17 protein-coding genes are annotated in these 16,779 nt (G+C 64.6%); 5 read left to right on the top strand and 12 right to left on the bottom strand.

The window, feature by feature from the left end; translation table 11 throughout:
* Window positions 1–18 precede the first annotated feature (18 nt).
* Genes JT360_RS03615 through JT360_RS03605 form a run of 3 tightly spaced genes read left to right on the top strand, consistent with a single transcriptional unit; the run spans window position 19 to window position 2,866 of the window.
* A complete protein-coding gene (locus JT360_RS03615; RefSeq protein ID WP_250888596.1) occupies window positions 19–1,017 on the top strand; it encodes an ABC transporter permease in 999 nt (332 codons plus the stop codon).
* Window positions 1,014–1,982 (top strand): ABC transporter permease, encoded by a 969-nt coding sequence (locus JT360_RS03610; protein ID WP_214470183.1) that lies wholly within the window; start codon window positions 1,014–1,016, stop codon window positions 1,980–1,982. Before JT360_RS03615 ends, JT360_RS03610 begins: the two co-directional genes overlap by 4 nt.
* A 2-nt stretch (window positions 1,983–1,984) precedes the next feature.
* Entirely contained in the window at window positions 1,985–2,866 is an 882-nt protein-coding gene (locus JT360_RS03605; RefSeq protein ID WP_214470182.1) for an SMP-30/gluconolactonase/LRE family protein, read from the top strand.
* 82 nt (window positions 2,867–2,948) lie between these two features.
* Here the strand turns inward: JT360_RS03605 and JT360_RS03600 are convergent, their stop codons facing one another.
* The 11 genes from JT360_RS03600 to JT360_RS03550 form a co-directional block, all read right to left on the bottom strand.
* Window positions 2,949–3,164 (bottom strand): hypothetical protein, encoded by a 216-nt coding sequence (locus JT360_RS03600; protein ID WP_214470181.1) that lies wholly within the window; start codon window positions 3,162–3,164, stop codon window positions 2,949–2,951.
* A complete protein-coding gene (locus JT360_RS03595) occupies window positions 3,161–3,916 on the bottom strand; it encodes a COG4280 domain-containing protein (RefSeq protein WP_214470180.1) in 756 nt (251 codons plus the stop codon). The genes JT360_RS03600 and JT360_RS03595 overlap by 4 nt, the downstream gene beginning before the upstream one ends.
* A gap of 189 nt (window positions 3,917–4,105) precedes the next feature.
* Window positions 4,106–4,735 (bottom strand): phosphonate metabolism protein/1,5-bisphosphokinase (PRPP-forming) PhnN, encoded by a 630-nt coding sequence (phnN, locus tag JT360_RS03590; RefSeq protein WP_214470179.1) that lies wholly within the window; start codon window positions 4,733–4,735, stop codon window positions 4,106–4,108.
* Window positions 4,732–5,886, bottom strand: a complete 1,155-nt coding sequence (locus JT360_RS03585) for an alpha-D-ribose 1-methylphosphonate 5-triphosphate diphosphatase (RefSeq protein ID WP_214470178.1) — start codon at window positions 5,884–5,886, stop codon at window positions 4,732–4,734. The genes phnN and JT360_RS03585 overlap by 4 nt, the downstream gene beginning before the upstream one ends.
* A gap of 48 nt (window positions 5,887–5,934) precedes the next feature.
* Window positions 5,935–6,642, bottom strand: a complete 708-nt coding sequence (locus tag JT360_RS03580; RefSeq protein WP_214470177.1) for a DUF1045 domain-containing protein — start codon at window positions 6,640–6,642, stop codon at window positions 5,935–5,937.
* A 254-nt stretch (window positions 6,643–6,896) separates the two neighbouring features.
* Complete coding sequence (gene iolB, locus JT360_RS03575) at window positions 6,897–7,709, bottom strand: 5-deoxy-glucuronate isomerase (RefSeq protein WP_214470176.1); 813 nt, start codon at window positions 7,707–7,709, stop codon at window positions 6,897–6,899.
* Window positions 7,710–7,713: 4 nt separating this feature from the next.
* Entirely contained in the window at window positions 7,714–7,932 is a 219-nt protein-coding gene (locus JT360_RS03570) for a DUF3329 domain-containing protein (protein WP_214470175.1), read from the bottom strand.
* Between the two features lie 44 nt (window positions 7,933–7,976).
* The gene (gene iolE, locus JT360_RS03565; RefSeq protein ID WP_214470174.1) at window positions 7,977–8,894 is read right to left on the bottom strand and encodes a myo-inosose-2 dehydratase; all 918 of its coding nucleotides are present in this window, start codon (window positions 8,892–8,894) and stop codon (window positions 7,977–7,979) included.
* Window positions 8,895–9,031: 137 nt separating this feature from the next.
* On the bottom strand, window positions 9,032–10,882 hold the full coding sequence (gene iolD, locus JT360_RS03560; RefSeq protein WP_214470173.1) for a 3D-(3,5/4)-trihydroxycyclohexane-1,2-dione acylhydrolase (decyclizing): 1,851 nt from the start codon (window positions 10,880–10,882) through the stop codon (window positions 9,032–9,034).
* A 36-nt stretch (window positions 10,883–10,918) separates the two neighbouring features.
* Window positions 10,919–12,853: a bifunctional 5-dehydro-2-deoxygluconokinase/5-dehydro-2-deoxyphosphogluconate aldolase gene (locus JT360_RS03555; protein WP_214470172.1), complete on the bottom strand. Its 1,935-nt coding sequence runs from the start codon at window positions 12,851–12,853 to the stop codon at window positions 10,919–10,921.
* Window positions 12,854–13,085: 232 nt separating this feature from the next.
* Window positions 13,086–13,931, bottom strand: coding sequence for a MurR/RpiR family transcriptional regulator (locus JT360_RS03550; protein WP_214470409.1), 846 nt, complete (start codon window positions 13,929–13,931; stop codon window positions 13,086–13,088).
* A 157-nt stretch (window positions 13,932–14,088) separates the two neighbouring features.
* Here JT360_RS03550 and JT360_RS03545 point away from each other — a divergent pair, with 157 nt between their 5' ends.
* A complete protein-coding gene (locus tag JT360_RS03545; RefSeq protein ID WP_214470171.1) occupies window positions 14,089–15,198 on the top strand; it encodes a Gfo/Idh/MocA family protein in 1,110 nt (369 codons plus the stop codon).
* 32 nt (window positions 15,199–15,230) lie between these two features.
* On the opposite strand, the gene JT360_RS03540 is transcribed toward JT360_RS03545, so the two are convergent.
* Window positions 15,231–15,923, bottom strand: coding sequence for a helix-turn-helix transcriptional regulator (locus JT360_RS03540; protein ID WP_214470170.1), 693 nt, complete (start codon window positions 15,921–15,923; stop codon window positions 15,231–15,233).
* A 129-nt stretch (window positions 15,924–16,052) separates the two neighbouring features.
* Between JT360_RS03540 and JT360_RS03535 the strand changes: the two genes are divergently transcribed.
* Window positions 16,053–16,688 carry a LysE family translocator gene (locus JT360_RS03535; protein ID WP_214470169.1) on the top strand — a complete coding sequence of 212 codons (636 nt, stop codon included), beginning with the start codon at window positions 16,053–16,055 and terminating at the stop codon, window positions 16,686–16,688.
* Window positions 16,689–16,779: the final 91 nt, after the last annotated feature.

Genomic DNA, 16,779 nt, shown 5'->3' with positions numbered 1-16,779 from the left:
GCGGAGCAAACTGTCGGGATGGCGCAACGACCTGCCGAAAAGAAATCGACGAGGCCCGGCATCGACTGGCGCGGCCGTCTGCTCGACCGCGCGCCGTTCCTTGTCGCCTGCCTGATGCTGGCCTTGATCATCGCCATCTATGGCAGCCTGCAGTCCGGCGTCTTTTCGCTGGACGAACTCAACCTCGACACGGCCGCGGCGATGACGCTGATGCTGGCGGCAACCGGCCAGACGATCGTGCTGGTGCGCGGCGGCATCGACCTGTCGATCGGCGGCATGATCAGCATCGGCACGGTGATCGCCGCGACGCGCTTCACCGATGATCCGTCGACCGTGGCACTCTGGTCGCTGGTCATCCTGGCGCTCGGGTTCCTGATCGGCGCGCTCAACGGCCTGCTGATCTCGCTGCTCAAGCTGCAGCCCTTCCTTGTGACCCTCGCCACCTGGTCGATCCTCAACGGCGTCGCCATGATCATCCTGCCGACCGATGGCGGCAGCGTTCCCTCCTGGTGGGTCGGCTTCGCCTCCGCACAACTCGTCGGCCTGACCAGCCCGGTCTGGATGCTGCTGGCGCTGCTCGTGGTCTGGTGGTGGTTTCGCGCGACGCGCGTCGGCATCGCCATCCAGGCGACAGGCTCCAACGAGAAATCGGCCTTCCTGTCCGGTGTTTCGATCACAAGGGTCAACCTCGTCACCTACGGCCTCTCCGGCCTGTTCGCGGCGGGCGCGGCGCTGTTCCTGGTGACGCAGACCGGCGCCGGCTCGCCGACCATCGGCAAGGACTATATCCTCCCGTCGGTGGCAGCGGCGGTCATCGGCGGCGTCAGCCTGTTCGGCGGCCGCGGCCACCTCGCCGGCACGCTGATCGGCGCCTTCGTGCTCACCCTCATCGGCAATCTTGTCTTCGTCCTGCATGTGTCGAGCTACTGGCAGCCGGTCGCGTCCGGCATCATCCTGCTGCTCTCGGTGCTGGCCAGCTCCGTCGCCGAAAAGGCCGCAAGGAACCGTGTCCAATGAGCGCCTTTCTCGCCCGCAACCGTCTCATCGTGCTCGCCTATGCCGGCATGCTCGTGCTGCTCCTGGTCACGGCTTTGTTCTCGCCGGGCTTCCTCTCGGTGTCCAACATGCGCTCGACCGTCGTGCTGGCCGCCTTCGTCGGCATCGTCGCGCTCGGCCAGACCTTCGTCATCATCGGCGGCGGTATCGATCTGTCGGTACCCTGGGTGCTGAATTCCGCCGCCATCATCATGGCGCTGCTCTGCGGCGGCCAGGATCTGCCGCTGGTCTGGGTCATGCCGCTGCTGCTCGCCGGCGGCGCGTTCATCGGCCTGATCAACGGCGTCGGCGTCGCCCGGTTCGGCGTGCCGCCGATCATCATGACGCTGGCGACCAATGTCATCCTGCAAGGCCTGATCCTGGTGCTGACCGGCGGCTCGCCGACGCCCTCGGCACCGGCCTTGATCCAGTTCCTCTCGGTCGGCCGCATCGGCGGCTTCCCGGTCATCGCGCTGATCTGGCTGGCGCTGACGCTGGTGGCGACGCTGCTGCTCTCCAAGGCGGCGTTCGGCCGCCATCTCTATGCGCTCGGCACCAGCGCCACGGTCGCCGAATTCTCCGGCGTGCCGACGGCGCGCACCACCATCTTGACCTATGTCATATCGGGCCTCACCGCCGCCTTCGCCGGCATGCTTTTGACCGGCTATTCCGGCCAGGCCTATCTCGGCATGGGCGACGCCTATCTGTTCACTTCGATCGCCGCGGTCGCCATCGGCGGCGCCTCGATCCTCGGCGGCAGCGGCCATTATCTCGGCACCGTCGCCGGTGCCCTGGTGCTGACCATCCTCACCGGCCTGCTGCCGGCGCTGAACCTGTCGAGCGGGGCGTTGCTCATCGTCTATGGCGCGGTCATCCTGCTCACCGTGTCGATCGGCAGCGAAACCTTTGCCGGTCTCGGCGGCAAGCTGCGCAGAAGGGAGAGCTGACCATGGTCAAAATTTCTTGTGTCGTCGATGCCAGGGCAGAGCTCGGCGAAGGCACGCTCTGGGATCCCAAGGCCGGCGTGCTGTGGTGGATCGACATCTGGAAGAAGCTGATCCACCGCTACGATCCGGCGACCGGCAAGGACGAGGTCTTCGAGACACCGGAATATCTCGGCTGCCTCGGCCTGCGTGAGAAAGGCGGCCTTGTGCTGACCATGACCAACGGTTTCCATTTCTTCGACCCGGCGACCGGCAGGTTCGAAGCGATCGTCGACCCGGAAGCCGATATGCCAAAAACCCGCTTCAACGACGGCAAGCCGGATCGCCAGGGGCGGTTCTGGTCGGGCACCATGTTCGAGGTGCCGGGCCAGCCGATCGAATTCATCGGTGCGCTCTATAGGCTCGATCCCGACCTTTCGGTCCACAAGATGATCGACGGCATCGGCTGCTCGAACGGTCTGGCCTGGAGCCCGGATTCGAAGACCATGTACTTCTCCGACAGCCATGCCGGCGCGGTATGGGCCTATGATTTCGATCCCGCCACCGGCGACATCGAGAACCGCCGCACCTTCATCGACATGACGGCGACCGGCGGCGTCGCCGATGGCGCCACCGTCGATGCAGAAGGCTGTTACTGGGTGACGATCCCGGTGACCGGCAATGTCTGTCGCTACGATCCGGACGGCGAGCTGATGCAGACCGTGCGGCTGCCGACCGACCTGCCGACCTGCTGCGAATTCGGCGGCAAGGACCTCGACATCCTCTATGTCACCTCGGCCGTGCTCAGGCGCCCGGCCAGTCATTTCGTCAGGCAGAAAAATCCGGGTGGATTGTTCGCGCTCGACGTCGGCGTCAAGGGCCTGACCTTGCCGGCGTTCAAGGGCTGACCCTCAGCCTGCGCGGCCGAAACGATCCACGCCTTTCTCGATTGAAACATTGTTCCGGTAGCGGAACGATACTTGGCAACCGCTATCGACCGGTCTGGCGTGCGGCCCGGCGAACGCTTTGCAGCAGGATGGCGAGACAGCCGGCCAGCAGCAGCGCGCCGCCGAGCAGCGGCGGCAGTGACAGCAGCTTCACCGCCGCCGCGACGGCGACCACCAGCACCAGCGCCAGCAGCGCCAGATTGCCGTCATCGACGAACATGCCGAAGAATTCCTTGGCGACAAGACGGATGGCGTTCATCGGGCGAGCCCTCCAGCGGGCGCGGGATAGGTGCTGCGCAGCCAGCGCACCATGGCAAAGGACGCGAGCGCTACGATGGCGAAGATGGCGAGCAGGGCGAGGTCGGCGCCCGGCCAGTCTGCGCCGATGCCCTCGCCTGTCCAGAAGATGCCGAAGCTGGTCAGCATCAGCCCGACCACGAATTTGAGCGCATTCTCCGGCACCCGCGCCAGCGGCCTGTGGACCGCCAGGCCGACAAGCATCACCACGACGAAGGCCGCCAGCGCGCCCAGGCTGGCGTAAAGCGTCTGCCCATGGGCCGCGCCGACGGCGATGACGATGAACACCACCTCGACGCCCTCTAGCAGCACAGCCTTGAACGAGGCCAGCCCGGCGAGATAGTCGGCGCGGCGGTCATTGGCCTGCTGGAGCAGCGCGGCGGTTTCCTTGGAGAAGGCGGCGTCCTCGTCGTGCAGCGCGATGACGCCGACGCTGCGCAGGATGGCCTTTCGCAGCCAGCGCATGCCGAACAGGATCAGCAGCACCCCGACGGCGAATTGCAGCGTGGTGATCGGCACCAGCGCCAGCAGCGGTCCGAACGCCAGCACCAGCGCTGCCAGCACCGCCAGCGCCAGCGCGGCGCCCGTCAGCGCCGGGCGCCAGCTGCGCGTCACGCCGACCGCAAGCACGATGGTGAAGGCTTCGACGACCTCGACGAAGGAGGCTAGAAATGCCGCCGTGACCGTCGAGAGGATGGGCGTCAGCGTCTGCATCAAGGGTCCTGTAGTGTCTCGTTCGACCATGACCTTTTTTAGCGGTCATTTCCACCTTCGGAATCGTGGGTTCAGATCACTATACGTTCAGCGCCGGACAGCGCTCGCTGGCAAAAAAGCAAGCGAGGCGCCAACCAGCGGCGCTTCGGCCCAGTCGAGCCGCACGCGATACGGCAGCAGGATGGACGCTTAGATCAGACCCGAAATATCCGAAAAGGCCATCGCCTTGCGCAGCAGCTCGGCAAAGCGCTCGCCGGCCGCGTCGCGTGGGCCGCTGTTGTTGATCGAGGTCACGCCGGGACCGGACAGGGTGACATTGGCGCTGCGCGCCAGGCGCGCCAGCACTTCGCCGCGTGACTCGCGGCCGCGCATCGCCAGCCGCTCGGCCAGCACGTCGGGCGAAGCGGTGATCTCGACAATGGCCAAATTGGCATAGCGCTCGCGCAAGGTGGGAATGATCGCGCGCGATACGTTGGCGACGGCAACATGGCCATTGGCGACCGACCAGTCGACATCGGCAGGCAGGCCATAACGCAAGCCATGCGCCTCCCAGGAGATGGCGAAGGCGCCGTCGGCTTCGGCCTCGACGAAGGCGGCGTCGGCCAGCGTGTCGTGATCCTCGCTCGCGGCATCGCTCGGCCTGGTGATGACGCGGCGGACGAACTCCAGCCGGCTCTCGTCGGCAAACAGCGCGCGGGCATAGCCGATCACCGTGTCCTTGCCGGCACCGCTCGGTCCGACGACGGCGACAAACACGCCATGGCGGATTGGAAACGTCTCAGTCGACAATTCACGCTCGATCAAGGCCGACACCATCATGCGACCCGGCGTCCCTGCCGCCAAACGGTGCGGACGACCGGAACATGGTCGTCGACGCGCACGCGCACCAAATCGGCGCGGCGGCCCTGTTCGATGACACCTCGGTCGTTGAGGCCAACCGCTTCAGCCGGGTTTTTCGACACCATGGCGACCGCCTGCGGCAGCGAAATGCCTTCGACCACGTCGCCGAGGAAGAAGGCGGACTGGATCAGGCTGAAGGGGATGTAGTCTGATGACAGGATATCGAGCAGACCGTCGCTGGCCAGCGTGCGGGCCGAGACATTGCCTGAATGCGAGGCGCCGCGCATGACGTTGGGCGCGCCCATCAGAACGCCCAGCCCCGCGGCCTTCGAAGCACGCGCCGCCTCCTCGGTGGTCGGGAACTCAGCGACCCGCACGCCTTGCTCGATCGCCTCGTCGACATGGCCGGATGTTGCGTCGTCATGGCTGGCGAGCACGATGCCCCGCTCGTGGCAAGCAGCGGCGATCACCGCCCGGTTCGGCGCCGAATTGCGCGCCGATTCCGCCATCCTTTTCTCGCAGAACACTTTGAAGTCGCGGTCGGTCAGCTTCAGCTTGCGCTGGTAATAGTAGGCATAGGTTTCGAGATTGACGAACTGCCGCTGGCCGGGGGCATGATCCATCAGCGATGCCAGCTTGACCCGTTCGTCCTGATCGAAATTGGCGAACGCCTTGAGGCAGTCCGGCGCCGAAACCTCGCAGCGCAGATGAATGAAATGGTCGGCCCGCAGCCGGTCCTCGCGCACGCTGTCCTCGATCGCGTCGGCCAGTTTGCGGATGTCGGTGGAGGTGAGATCGGCGTCCTCGTCCATGCCGACGCGCAAGGCGTCGAGCACGGTGGTGATGCCGGCGGTCGCGACCTGCGCGTCATGGGCAAGCACCGCCGCGATCGGGTTCCAGCGCACCTTTGGCCGCGGCGCGTAATGGCCTTCGAGATGATCGGTGTGCAGTTCGACCAGCCCCGGAATGATATAGTCGCCGCCCATGTCCTCGCCGGCCATATTGCCGCCGGTTTGGCTGGTTCCAGCGTCAATGCCGGCGATAAAGCCGTCACGCAGCACCAGCGAACCCTCGACGATCTCGTCGGCAAGCACGATGCGGGCATTGTGGAGAACGGTCTCGGCGGTCATTTCAGGCAGTCCTTGGCTATTCCGGCTGGGAGCTATTCCGCCGGTTGTTCAGGCGATTTTTCTGGCGGTGCGGCGTCCGAGCGTGTGCTGGGAAAGCACCATGAAAGGCGCGCCTGGCTCGGTTTCGACAAACAGCGTCAGCGCGTCGACCAGCACCGGCTGCCGCAGCACATCCGCGAACAGGCTGTCTATTGCTGCGCGCAAACGTGGGCTTTCCTGTGGCCCGGCCCGGCCAGACAGCGTCATGTGGAAGCGGAATGCCTCGAAGACATAGGGGTAACCCCATTGGCAGAGATTGCGGAACTCTGCCGGCTTCAGCGAATCCGGGCTGCGCCGCTCGATCTCGGCCTCGGTCAGAACAGCGCGAAACCGGTCGAAATCGCGCACCACGTCGTCGGCGAAGCGGTTGAGCGGGGGCAGCGGTCCTTCCGGCACCAGTGCGAAGAAGCTGTCGATCTGGCTGATGACAAGGCGCGGGATCGTCACCACAGGCGTCGCCTCGGCGAAATGGTCGAGTGCCGCGCGCAGCGAGGCTTCCGTCTCGTTGGCAGCCAGCTGGAAGGGGGCTTTCAACGTCGCGTGGAAGCCGTAGCGGCGCGCCGAGGCAGTGTGGAATGCAACTTCCGCCGCCGACAAATCGGCAACCGCCTCAACCGACCTTGTCGCCGCGCCGAACGGGTCGCGACCGAGCCAGTTGGCGGCGATCCGCGCCAGCGGTTCGTCCTGCCGGGGGGTGAAATAGATCGCGTAGCGCATCGAAAATCCTCGTTAAAGCGCGCCGCGTTTGAGCGATGCTGCGACGCGCTTCAAGTATCTTTGTTTTTGCATGTCGTTGTCCCAAAACCGCCGCGCACTTTTGGGCGACATGCACCAGCCCCGCTGCCATAGGTGATTTCCATGACGGATTGACGAAGCTTTGACGGGTTTTCGATGGCAAATCGACCCCGCGGGTCCTTAGCCGACGATTTTTCCCAACTGGACCAACAACTTCAGCCGGAAAAGCACAACGGTCAGGCCTTCATCAACCATTCGTGCTCGGGCGCGTTGTGGAATTTCCACGTCCGCTTCGGCCCGGCCATGACGTTGAGATAATAGAGGTCGTAGCCATGGCAGGCGGCGCAGGGGTGATAGCCCTTGGGCACCAGCACGACATCGCCATCCTCGATCGCCATCGCTTCGTCGAGCGCGCGATGGCCATCCTTGTCGGCGTCGGTGTAGACGCGCTGGAAGGCAAAGCCCTGCGGCGGGTTGAGGCGATGGTAATAGGTCTCCTCGAGATAGGATTCGGCTGGCAGATTGTCCTGGTCATGCTTGTGCGGCGGATAGCTCGACGTATGGCCGCCGGGCGTGATGACCTCGACCACCAGCAGCGAATCCGCCGGCTTGCCTTCCGGCAGGATGTTGGTGACGTAGCGCGTGTTGGTGCCCTTGCCGCGCACTTCCTGGCCGAGATCGTCCGGCGCGATCACTCGAACCGGCAGGCCGCCGCCGAGGCCGGGCGCCGAGCAGACCGCGAGTTCCAGCTCGGTATCTGAGGTCACCGACCAGTCCGAGCCCTCGGGAACATAGACCGACCACGGCTTGCCTTCGAACGGCGACATCCGCTCGCCGAGCAGGCCGAGATCCCTGCCGCCGGCTGTAGCAATACCCTTGCCGGTGACGAACACCAGGCACACTTCGCGATCCTCCGTCTTGCCCGAGGCGCTTTCGCCGGGCTGCAGCCGATGCAGATCGAAACCGACATAGGTCCAGCCGGCGCTTTTCGGCGTCACATGGGCGACGCGGCCATGGCCCTTCTCGGCCTTCACCAGCAGCTTCGACATCCGATTACTCCTTCGGTTCGGCCTCGGCCGGAGGCTTCGCCTCGTCCGCCGGCTTGTAGAGATAAAAAAACTGCCAGACGCCGTAGCCGGCGAAGCCGAGCGCGATGACGCCCCAGAACGGCGTGCCGGTGGCGAACTCGATGATCGACCAGATGACGCAGACCGCGACGACGGCGACGCGCCGCCACAGCGGCCGGAAGAAGGGGTGCTCGGAATCTTTCATCGGGCCAACCTACAGCAAGCCTGGCTCAGCGAGAACCACCGCGATCAGGCATTGGGGAAGCCTTGGGTTTCGACCGTGTAGCCGGCGGCGGTCATTACCCGCATCAGCTCCTTGTGGCCGACCTCAGCCATCTTGAGCGGCGGGTTCTTTTTTGGATCCTGCTCGGCCTCGACCACGAACCAGCCTTCATAGCCATGGTCGGCGAAGCGTTGCACGATGGCGCCGAAATCGAGCGAGCCATCGCCGGGCACCGTGAAGGCGCCGAGCGCCACGGCGTCGAGGAAGGACTGCTTGGTGCGGTCGAGCCTGTCGATCACATCCATGCGCACATCCTTGACATGCACATGGTTGATGCGCTTGTGGTGGTTGTCGATGGCGCGCAGCACGTCGCCGCCGGCAAAGGCGAGGTGGCCAGCATCGAGCAGCAGCGGAATGCCTTCGCCGGAATGGCGCATGAAGGCATCGAGCTCCGGCTCGGTCTCGACCACCGCCGCCATGTGGTGATGGTAGGACAGCGGCATGCCCTGTTCGGCGCACCATTCGCCAAACTCGGTCAGGCGCCGGCCATAGGCCTTCATCTCGTCGCCGGACAGTTTCGGCTTGGTGGCGAGCGGCTTGGAGCGGTCGCCCTGGATCGAGCGGCCGACCTCGCCATAGACGATGCAGGGCGCGTTCACCGCCTTGAACAGGTCGATCATCGGCTGGATGCGATCCTTGTTCTTGCCCATCTCCTCATCGACCAGCGTGCCCGAGAACCAGCCGCCGCACAGCGTCACGTCGGCCGCTTTCAGGATCGGCAGCATGACAGCGGGGTCCTTGGGAAAACGCCGGCCCATTTCCATGCCGGTGAAGCCGGCCGAACGCGACTGGCGCAGGCACTCCTCCAGCGACACGTCATCGCTGAGTTCGGCAAGATCATCGTTCCACCACGCGATGGGGGACATGCCCAATTTGGCTTTCAAGTCGTCACTCCGGTTCTTGTTTACCCTCCCCCTTGTGGGGAGGGTCGCTGCGAAGCAGCGGGGTGCGGCGCCGGACCCCCACCCGGACCTTTGGTCCGACCTCCCCACAAGGGGAGGTGGGGTTGGCGGCGCCAGCGTCAGTCACCGACGCTTTGCATCTGCCGCTTCTCGTCATAGGCCTTGCGCGCCGCGTTGACCTGGGGCCGCGCAGACACTTCCGGCACCGCCACATCCCACCAGTGGCCGCCGGCATCGGTGGAGACCAGCGGATCGGTGTCGATGACCAGCACGGTGGTGCGGTCGTTCTTTTTGGCCTTCTGCAGCGCGTTTTCGAGCCCGGCGATCGACGGCACCTTCTCGGCGATCGCGCCCATGCTCGCCGCATGCGCTGCGAAGTCGATATCAGGCAGGATCTCGTGGCGAGCGTCCTTCAGGAGATTGTTGAAGTTGGCGCCGCCGGTCGCCATCTGCAGCCGGTTGATGCAGCCATAGCCGCGGTTGTCGAGCAGCACGATGGTCAGCTTCAGGCCGAGCATAACCGAGGTGGCGATCTCGGAATTCAGCATCAGGTACGAGCCGTCGCCGATCATCACGACGACCTCTTCGTCGGGCTTGGCCATCTTGGTGCCGAGCCCGCCGGCGATCTCGTAGCCCATGGTCGAGAAGCCGTATTCGGCATGATAGGAGCCGGGCGCGCCGGCCTGCCAAAGCTTGTGCAATTCGCCCGGCAGGCCGCCCGCCGCATGCAGCAGCGTCACGCCTGAGCCCATGGCGCGCTGCACGGCGCCGATCACCTGCGCGTCGGACGGGAAGGCAGCATTGGTCGACGCCGTCACCTTGGCCGCGTCGGCCTGCCAGGCTTTCTTGCCGGTGGCTGCATTCTCGGTCCAGGCGGAAGGCGCCTTCCAGCCCTTCAGCGCGGCGCCCAGTTCGGCAAGCCCCTCGGCCGCATCGGCGACCAGCGACAGCGCGCGATGCTTGCCGGCATCGAAAGGCTGCACGTTCAGCCCGACAATGGTCTTGCCGGAGTTCTTGAACAGGGCCCACGATCCGGTGGTGAAATCCTGCAGGCGCGTGCCGATGGCGAGGACGACATCGGCTTCCTCAGCCAGCCGGTTGGCGGCCGAGGTTCCGGTGACGCCGACCGCCGCCATGTTGAGCGGATGATTGTCCGGCAGCGAGGATTTGCCCCCTTGCGTCTCGCAGACCGGAATGCCTGCGCTTTCGACGAATTTTACCAGTTCGTCCGAGGCCTGCGAATAGAGCACGCCGCCGCCGGCGATCACCAGCGGCTTTTTCGCACCCTTGAGCGCCGCGACAGCTGCGGCAAGCTCGTGGCGGTCCGGGCGCGGCCGGCGCTGATGCCAGACCCGCTGGGCAAAGAAGCTCTCCGGATAATCATAGGCCTCGGCCTGCACATCCTGGCACAGCGACAGCGTCACCGGGCCGCAATCGGCCGGATCGGTCAGCACCTGCATCGCGCGATTGAGCGCCGGAATGATCTGCTCCGGCCGCGTGATGCGGTCGAAATAGCGCGATACGGGACGGAAGCAGTCATTGACGGTGGCCGTCCCGTCGGAAAAGTCTTCGGCCTGCTGCAGCACCGGATCGGGAATGCGGTTGGCGAAGACGTCGCCAGGCAAAAACAGGACGGGCAACCTGTTTACATGCGCAAGTGCCGCCGCCGTCACCATGTTGAGCGCGCCGGGGCCGATTGAAGAGGTCGCGGCCATGAACCGGCGGCGGAAATTGGCCTTGGCATAGGCGATCGCCGCATGCGCCATCGCCTGCTCGTTGTGGGCACGGAAGGTCGGCAGTTCGTCGCGCACCTGGTAGAGCGCCTCGCCGATGCCGGCGACATTGCCGTGGCCGAAGATCGCCCAGACACCGCCGAAGATCGGCACCGTCTTGCCGTCGATCTCCGTCATCTGGCGGGACAGGAAGCGGGTCAGCGCCTGCGCCATCGTCAGGCGGATTGTCTTGCTCATGGTGTTTTCCTCCGCAGTCCTTATGCCGCGCCCTTCTTATGCTGCTTTGCGGCCGCGCGCGGCAAGCCATGCCTCGGTCAATTGCTCGAAGCGCGACGCCATGTCGGCGACAGCCTCGTCATCCGTCATCTTGCCGGCCAGCCATTGTTCGGCCGCGTGCACGAAGATCGTGCGGCCGACCGCAAAACCCTTGACGATGGGCGCCTTGGCGGTGGCGGCAAAGGCAGCCTCCAGCTCGTCCTGCGGCGCTTCCAAGCCAAGCAGCACGATGCCACGGCACCACGGATCGTGCTTCAGGATGGCTGCTTCGATCCTGGCCCAGGCGCCGCTCGACGCCTGCGGTTCGAGCTTCCACCAGTCCGGTTTGATGCCGAGCGCATAGAGTTCTTCCAGCGCGCGCGGAATGGTCGTGTCGTCGAGCTTGCCGTGCTTGCCGGCGATGATCTCGACCAGCAATTCGCGGCCGACCTTCCGCGCGGCTTCGAACAGCGCGCGCAGCTTCTGCTGCTGCTCTTCCTTCAAATCCGCCGGATCGTCGGGATGATAGAAGCACAGGCACTTGATGCAATGATCGACAGGCCATTCCACCAATTGCGAGCCGATATCCTGCGAGAATTCGAAGCGCAGCGGCCGTGAGCCCGGCAGCTCGACCGGGCGGCCAAGCCAGGCGAAGGGGTGGCGGGCGAATTCGAACATCGCCTCGCGGCCATGTTTCTCGTCGATCAGCATGCCGTAGCCGTCGCGGCCGGCGGCGACCTTGGCCGCCGCCTTGACCGCCAGCACCTTGAAATCGCGAATGCGCGCCGGATCGGCGCCGGCCTTTGCCGCGACGTCCTCGAGCTGCACGCGATGGTCACAGGCAAGCGCCATCAGCGAGGGAACGTCGCGCCGGCGGATCGTTGCCCAATGGATGTGGTTGATCGCCTCGTCCTTGCGCAGCGCCCGATGCTTGCTGCCGTTCTTGAGGAAGAACTGCAGCTCCTCGAAGGTCGGATATTCCGGCGCGCACAGCAGCCGCGACACGGCAAACGCGCCGCAGGCATTGGCCCAGGTTGCCGCGGTTTCGAGGCTTTCGCCGCCGAGCCAGCCGCGCAGGAAGCCGGACATGAAGGCATCGCCTGCTCCCAGCACATTATAGATCTCGATCGGGAAGCCCTTGCCGACGACGCCGTCCTCGAGATCGTCGCTGATCGGCCCGTCATAGACGATGCAGCCCATGGCGCCGCGCTTGAGCACAATGGTCGCCGAGGACAGCGCGCGGATCGTCTTCAGCGCGCTCAGGCAATCATCGGCGCCAGACGCGATCATGATCTCTTCCTCGGTGCCGACGATGAGATCGCAATCGGGAAGCACGCTCTTCAGCTGGGCCGAGACCCGGTCCGACTTGACGTAGCGCTCGAAGCCCTCGGCATGGCCGGCAAGGCCCCACAAATTGGGCCGATAGTCGATGTCGAAGACAACCTTGCCGCCCTTGGACTTCATGATGCGGATCGCCTTGCGCTGGGCGGCATCGCTGTTGGGGCGGGAAAAATGCGTGCCGGTGACGACAATCGAGCGCGCCGAGCCGATGAACGCCTCGTCGATGTCTTCCGGCGCCAGCGCCATGTCGGCGCAGTCGCTGCGATAAAAGATCATCGGCGAAACGCCTTCGCTCTCGACCGAGAGCAGCACCAGCGCGGTCAGCCGCTCCTTGTCGGTTTTCAGCCCGTCGACATTGACACCTTCGCGCTTGAGCTGCTCGCGGATGAAGCGGCCCATCTGCTCGTCGCCGACGCGCGTGAGCAGCGCCGAGCGCAGGCCAAGCCTCGCCGTGCCGACCGAAATGTTGGCCGGGCAGCCGCCGACCGACTTGGCGAACGAAGTAATGTCCTCCAGCCGCGAGCCGATCTGCTGGCCATAAAGATCGACGGAAGCGCGGCCGATGGTGATGACGTCGAGCGGCGCCTGTTTTGCGTCCACGGCTTCGCTCATTGGAACCTCCCGTCAGTCTTGTTGTCATGAACAACATTGTTTGGGTAACACGCGCGAGCGGCAGCGTGGTGCCGGCAATATGAAATAATAATTCCAATCCATAGTCAATATGGAATGAGCATTCCCTAGGCTAAAATTGCCTGACCATGATCCCGAACCGCAGGACCGCGTAAGCGAAAAGTGGCTGCCGGTTTTCGGAAAATATCATGATCAAAGAAGAAAGCGTGATCGATCAGGCCTTGCGTTTCCTGCCCGCGTCGCGCCGCTTCTCACCGACGCCGACGGTCAGCGCCATGGCCAGAGCCATCGTCGCCGATAGCGAACGGAAGCCGGCGAAGTCCGCCTCGGCAACCTCGAACCAGACACTGGCGAACTGGGCAAGCGGCGAAAACGAGCTGTCGGTGATGGCGACGATCGGCACGCCCTGTTCCGCAAGGGTGCGTGCTTCCTCGATGGTGGCCGGGGCATAGGGCGAAAAAGAGATGGCGATGACGGCATCCGCCGGCGTCGCGAAGGCGACCATCTCGGCATTCAGGCCGGCGGCCGATTCGATCAGCTGGTTGCGGATCTTCAGTTTGCCCAGAGCATAGGCGATGTAGGTCGCCACAGGATAGGAGCGGCGCTTGGCCAGTACATAGATGGTCTGCGCCTTGGCCAGCAGCGAAATCGCATCTTCCAGATGGGCGTCGTCAAGCGTGCGCGAAATGTCGTTGAGCGAGGTGCTGGCGGCGGCGACGAACCCGTCGAAGATGGCCCGATGGCCGGCACCGTCCTCGGCCTTGGCGCGCAGCGCCTGCAAGCGTTCGTCATAGGACGAGTTGCGCTCGCGCAGCCGTTCGCGAAACACCTGCTGCAGGCTGGTGAAGCCGTCGAAGCCAAGCTGCTGCGCAAAGCGGATCAGGGTCGACGGCTGCACGCCGGCCGAGGCGGCGATGCTGGCGGCGGTGCCGAAGGCGATATCGTCGGGATTGTCGAGCGCATAGGCGGCGATCTGCGCGATACGCTTCGGCAGGCTCTCGCGCCGATCGAGGATCGTGGCGCGCAGCGTCTCGAAGTCGCGAGGTACCCGTTCGTCCATCGTCGGCCCGTCCAAGCTCATCGGTGAGGCGTCCTCTCTGCCCCATCATAGCGAGCCTGCGCAAGAACACCATTAAAAATGAGGCAGACATTCCATTCCAGGAAGAAATGGATTAATTCATCCACGCGGCGCTTGAGGCAATGGAGGACAAGGCAAGATGGTCGGCGTAGGTCTTATCGGTACGGGCTTCATGGGCAAATGCCACGCCATTGCGTGGAGCGCCGTCGGTGCCGTCTTTCCGGACGTGGCCAAGCCACGGCTCGTCCATCTCGGCGAGGTCAATGAGGACCTTGCCAGGCGCAAGGCAGGCGAATTCGGCTTCGCCAAGGCGTCCGGCGACTGGCGCGCCGTCGTCAACGACCCTGAGGTCGATCTCGTCTCGCTGACCACGCCCAACCAGTTCCATCCGGAAATGGCCATCGCCATCCTCGAAGCGGGCAAGCATCTATGGTGCGAAAAGCCGATGGCGCCGAGCTTTGCCGAAGCCGAGGCGATGGCGGCCGCGGCGAAGAAATCAGGCAAGATCGCCGCCCTTGGCTACAACTACATCCAAAGCCCGGCCATCCGCCACATCGGCGCGCTGCTCGACGAGAAGATCATCGGCGAGGTCAACCATCTGCGCATCGAGATGGACGAGGATTTCATGGCCGATCCGGAAGCGCTGTTCTTCTGGAAGCACGAAGCCGCTTCCGGCTACGGCGCGCTCGACGATTTCGCCGTGCATCCGCTGTCGCTGGTCTCGGTGCTGTTCGGCCGCGTCGCCAGCGTCATCTGCGACATGGCCAAGCCCTATGCCGATCGCAAGCTCGCGACAGGCGGACGCCGCGCGGTCGAAACCTACGACATCGCCAGCGTGCTGATGCATCTGGAAAACGGCATTGCCGGCACGCTTCAGGTCAACCGCTCGGCCTGGGGCCGCAAGGGCCGCATCGCCATCCAGATCTTCGGCTCGAAAGGATCGATCCTGTTCGACCAGGAGCGGATGAACGAACTCCAGCTCTACGTGACATCAGATCGTCCGACCGAACAGGGCTACCGCACCATATTGGTGGCGCCGCATCACAGGCCCTATGACGCTTTCCTGCCGGCACCCGGGCACGGCCTCGGCTTCAATGACCTCAAGATCATCGAGTGCCACGAATTGCTGACCCGGCTTGCCGGCAAGCCGGCGCGGCTCATCGAGTTCGCCGAAGGCCTGGAGATCGAGCGCACCGTGCACGCGATGGCGCGCTCCTTCGAGGAGAAGCGCTGGGTGGATGTGAGGTAGCCTCGTCCGACACGCATTTCGCGATCGCCGTCTCAGCCGCCGGCGGGGGGCTCCCAGCCCTCCACCCAGACCTGCCTCAGCCTATCCCCTTCGCCCTTGAAGCGTAGTCCGGTCGGCTGGCAATCCGCGATCCGGTCGCTGCGGAAATTGCGGATCGCCTGGCGCAGCTCGCACCAGGCGACGATGTTGGCCGTTTCCGCGTAGTAGATGAGCGCGATCGGGCGGATCAGGCGCTCGGTGGCGCGGCCAAGCTCGTCGCGATAGGCAAGGTCGAGCTTTTCCTCGTCGCGGATGGCGCGGCGCACCAGTGCCAGGTCGATCGCACCGGTCGAGGGCGCGGCGAACCCCCAGGCATGCAGTGCGTTGGCGTCGAATGTCTGTCGCAAAGGCGGCGGCACCGCGCCGGCGATCTTGGCGCTGACACGCTTGGCCGCCTGCTTGAGCTCATCGTCTCCCGTGCGCTCCAGCAGCGCCAGCGACAGCATGATCGCCTCCATCTCCTCGATCGAAAACATCAGCGGCGGCAGGTCGAAGCCGGGACGCAAGACATAGCCGATGCCGCGCCCACCTTCGATCGGCACACGCATCGCCTGCAGTGCCGCGATATCGCGGTAGATCGAGCGGATCGTCACCTCCAGCCGCTCGGCAATCATTGCCGCCGTCACCGGCTGCCTCGCCAGCCGCAGGATCTGGATGATCTCGAACAGGCGTGACGCCTTGCGCATTTTTCCCGTCCGGTGCCGATCACAACTGACACACCATCGTCAGTTGGATTGATCTATACGACCGCCTACCGAATTGAAAATCAACAGATTCCGCTGCGGCTTCGCGGGGTGAGGCGACAGGCAACTGACATGGGTTACGCAGAAAATCTCTGGCTTTTCTTTATCGTCCTGTTCGGCATCATCGCCGTTCCGGGCATGGATATGCTGTTCGTGCTTGCCAATGCACTGACCGGCGGACGCGACAGCGGTCTTGCCGCAACCGGCGGCATCATGGTCGGCGGCATGGTGCACACGCTGAACGGCGCCGTCGGCGTCGGCCTGCTCATGCATTTCGTGCCGATCCTGTTCAAGCCGCTGCTGATCGCCGGCGCCGCCTACATGGCTTATATCGGCATCACGCTGATGCGCAGCTCCATCACCGTCGGTCAGGACGGGCCTGCCGGCAACCGTTCCGCCTGGAAGGCATTTCGCCAGGGCTTTGTCACCTGCCTGATCAATCCGAAGGCCTACCTGTTCGTGCTGGCCGTCTATCCGCAGTTTTTGAAGCCGGACTACGGCCCGATCTGGATGCAGGCGACAATCATGGGCCTGCTGACGGTCTTCACGCAGGCCGCGATCTATGGCGGGCTCGCAATATCAGCCGGCCGCAGCCGCAAGCTTTTGATCGCCAATCCACAGGCGACCATTCTTGCCGGCCGGGCGGCGGGGCTGCTGCTCTTCGCGGTCTCGGTGTTCACCGCATGGGAGGGCCTGAGGGCGGCGTAGGACATGGATTTCTTGCGAAGAGGACTCCCACCCTGACCCTCCCCACAACGGGAGGGAATGCTGCCGCGCGCTCAGTGAAGAGCCAGGCAGC

This window comes from Mesorhizobium sp. dw_380, from assembly GCF_018588885.1.
Taxonomy (GTDB): Bacteria; Pseudomonadota; Alphaproteobacteria; order Rhizobiales; family Rhizobiaceae; genus Mesorhizobium.
Note: the sequence above shows the minus strand (reverse complement) of the source record. Positions and strands in the feature narration are given on the sequence as shown.

Bases quoted from the DNA above. Each gene is read 5' to 3' on its own strand.
- iolD (WP_214470173.1), bottom strand. From the start codon at position 10,882: ATGAGCAAGACAATCCGCCTGACGATGGCGCAGGCGCTGACCCGCTTC.
- phnN (WP_214470179.1), bottom strand. From the start codon at position 4,735: ATGATGGTGTCGGCCTTGATCGAGCGTGAATTGTCGACTGAGACGTTT.
- JT360_RS03610 (WP_214470183.1), top strand. From the start codon at position 1,014: ATGAGCGCCTTTCTCGCCCGCAACCGTCTCATCGTGCTCGCCTATGCC.
- JT360_RS03580 (WP_214470177.1), bottom strand. From the start codon at position 6,642: ATGCGCTACGCGATCTATTTCACCCCCCGGCAGGACGAACCGCTGGCG.
- JT360_RS03585 (WP_214470178.1), bottom strand. From the start codon at position 5,886: ATGACCGCCGAGACCGTTCTCCACAATGCCCGCATCGTGCTTGCCGAC.
- JT360_RS03570 (WP_214470175.1), bottom strand. From the start codon at position 7,932: ATGAAAGATTCCGAGCACCCCTTCTTCCGGCCGCTGTGGCGGCGCGTC.
- JT360_RS03605 (WP_214470182.1), top strand. From the start codon at position 1,985: ATGGTCAAAATTTCTTGTGTCGTCGATGCCAGGGCAGAGCTCGGCGAA.
- JT360_RS03600 (WP_214470181.1), bottom strand. From the start codon at position 3,164: ATGAACGCCATCCGTCTTGTCGCCAAGGAATTCTTCGGCATGTTCGTC.
- JT360_RS03615 (WP_250888596.1), top strand. From the start codon at position 19: ATGGCGCAACGACCTGCCGAAAAGAAATCGACGAGGCCCGGCATCGAC.
- JT360_RS03595 (WP_214470180.1), bottom strand. From the start codon at position 3,916: ATGCAGACGCTGACGCCCATCCTCTCGACGGTCACGGCGGCATTTCTA.
- JT360_RS03550 (WP_214470409.1), bottom strand. From the start codon at position 13,931: ATGGACGAACGGGTACCTCGCGACTTCGAGACGCTGCGCGCCACGATC.
- JT360_RS03540 (WP_214470170.1), bottom strand. From the start codon at position 15,923: ATGCGCAAGGCGTCACGCCTGTTCGAGATCATCCAGATCCTGCGGCTG.
- JT360_RS03555 (WP_214470172.1), bottom strand. From the start codon at position 12,853: ATGAGCGAAGCCGTGGACGCAAAACAGGCGCCGCTCGACGTCATCACC.
- JT360_RS03535 (WP_214470169.1), top strand. From the start codon at position 16,053: ATGGGTTACGCAGAAAATCTCTGGCTTTTCTTTATCGTCCTGTTCGGC.
- JT360_RS03545 (WP_214470171.1), top strand. From the start codon at position 14,089: ATGGTCGGCGTAGGTCTTATCGGTACGGGCTTCATGGGCAAATGCCAC.
- iolB (WP_214470176.1), bottom strand. From the start codon at position 7,709: ATGTCGAAGCTGCTGGTGAAGGCCGAGAAGGGCCATGGCCGCGTCGCC.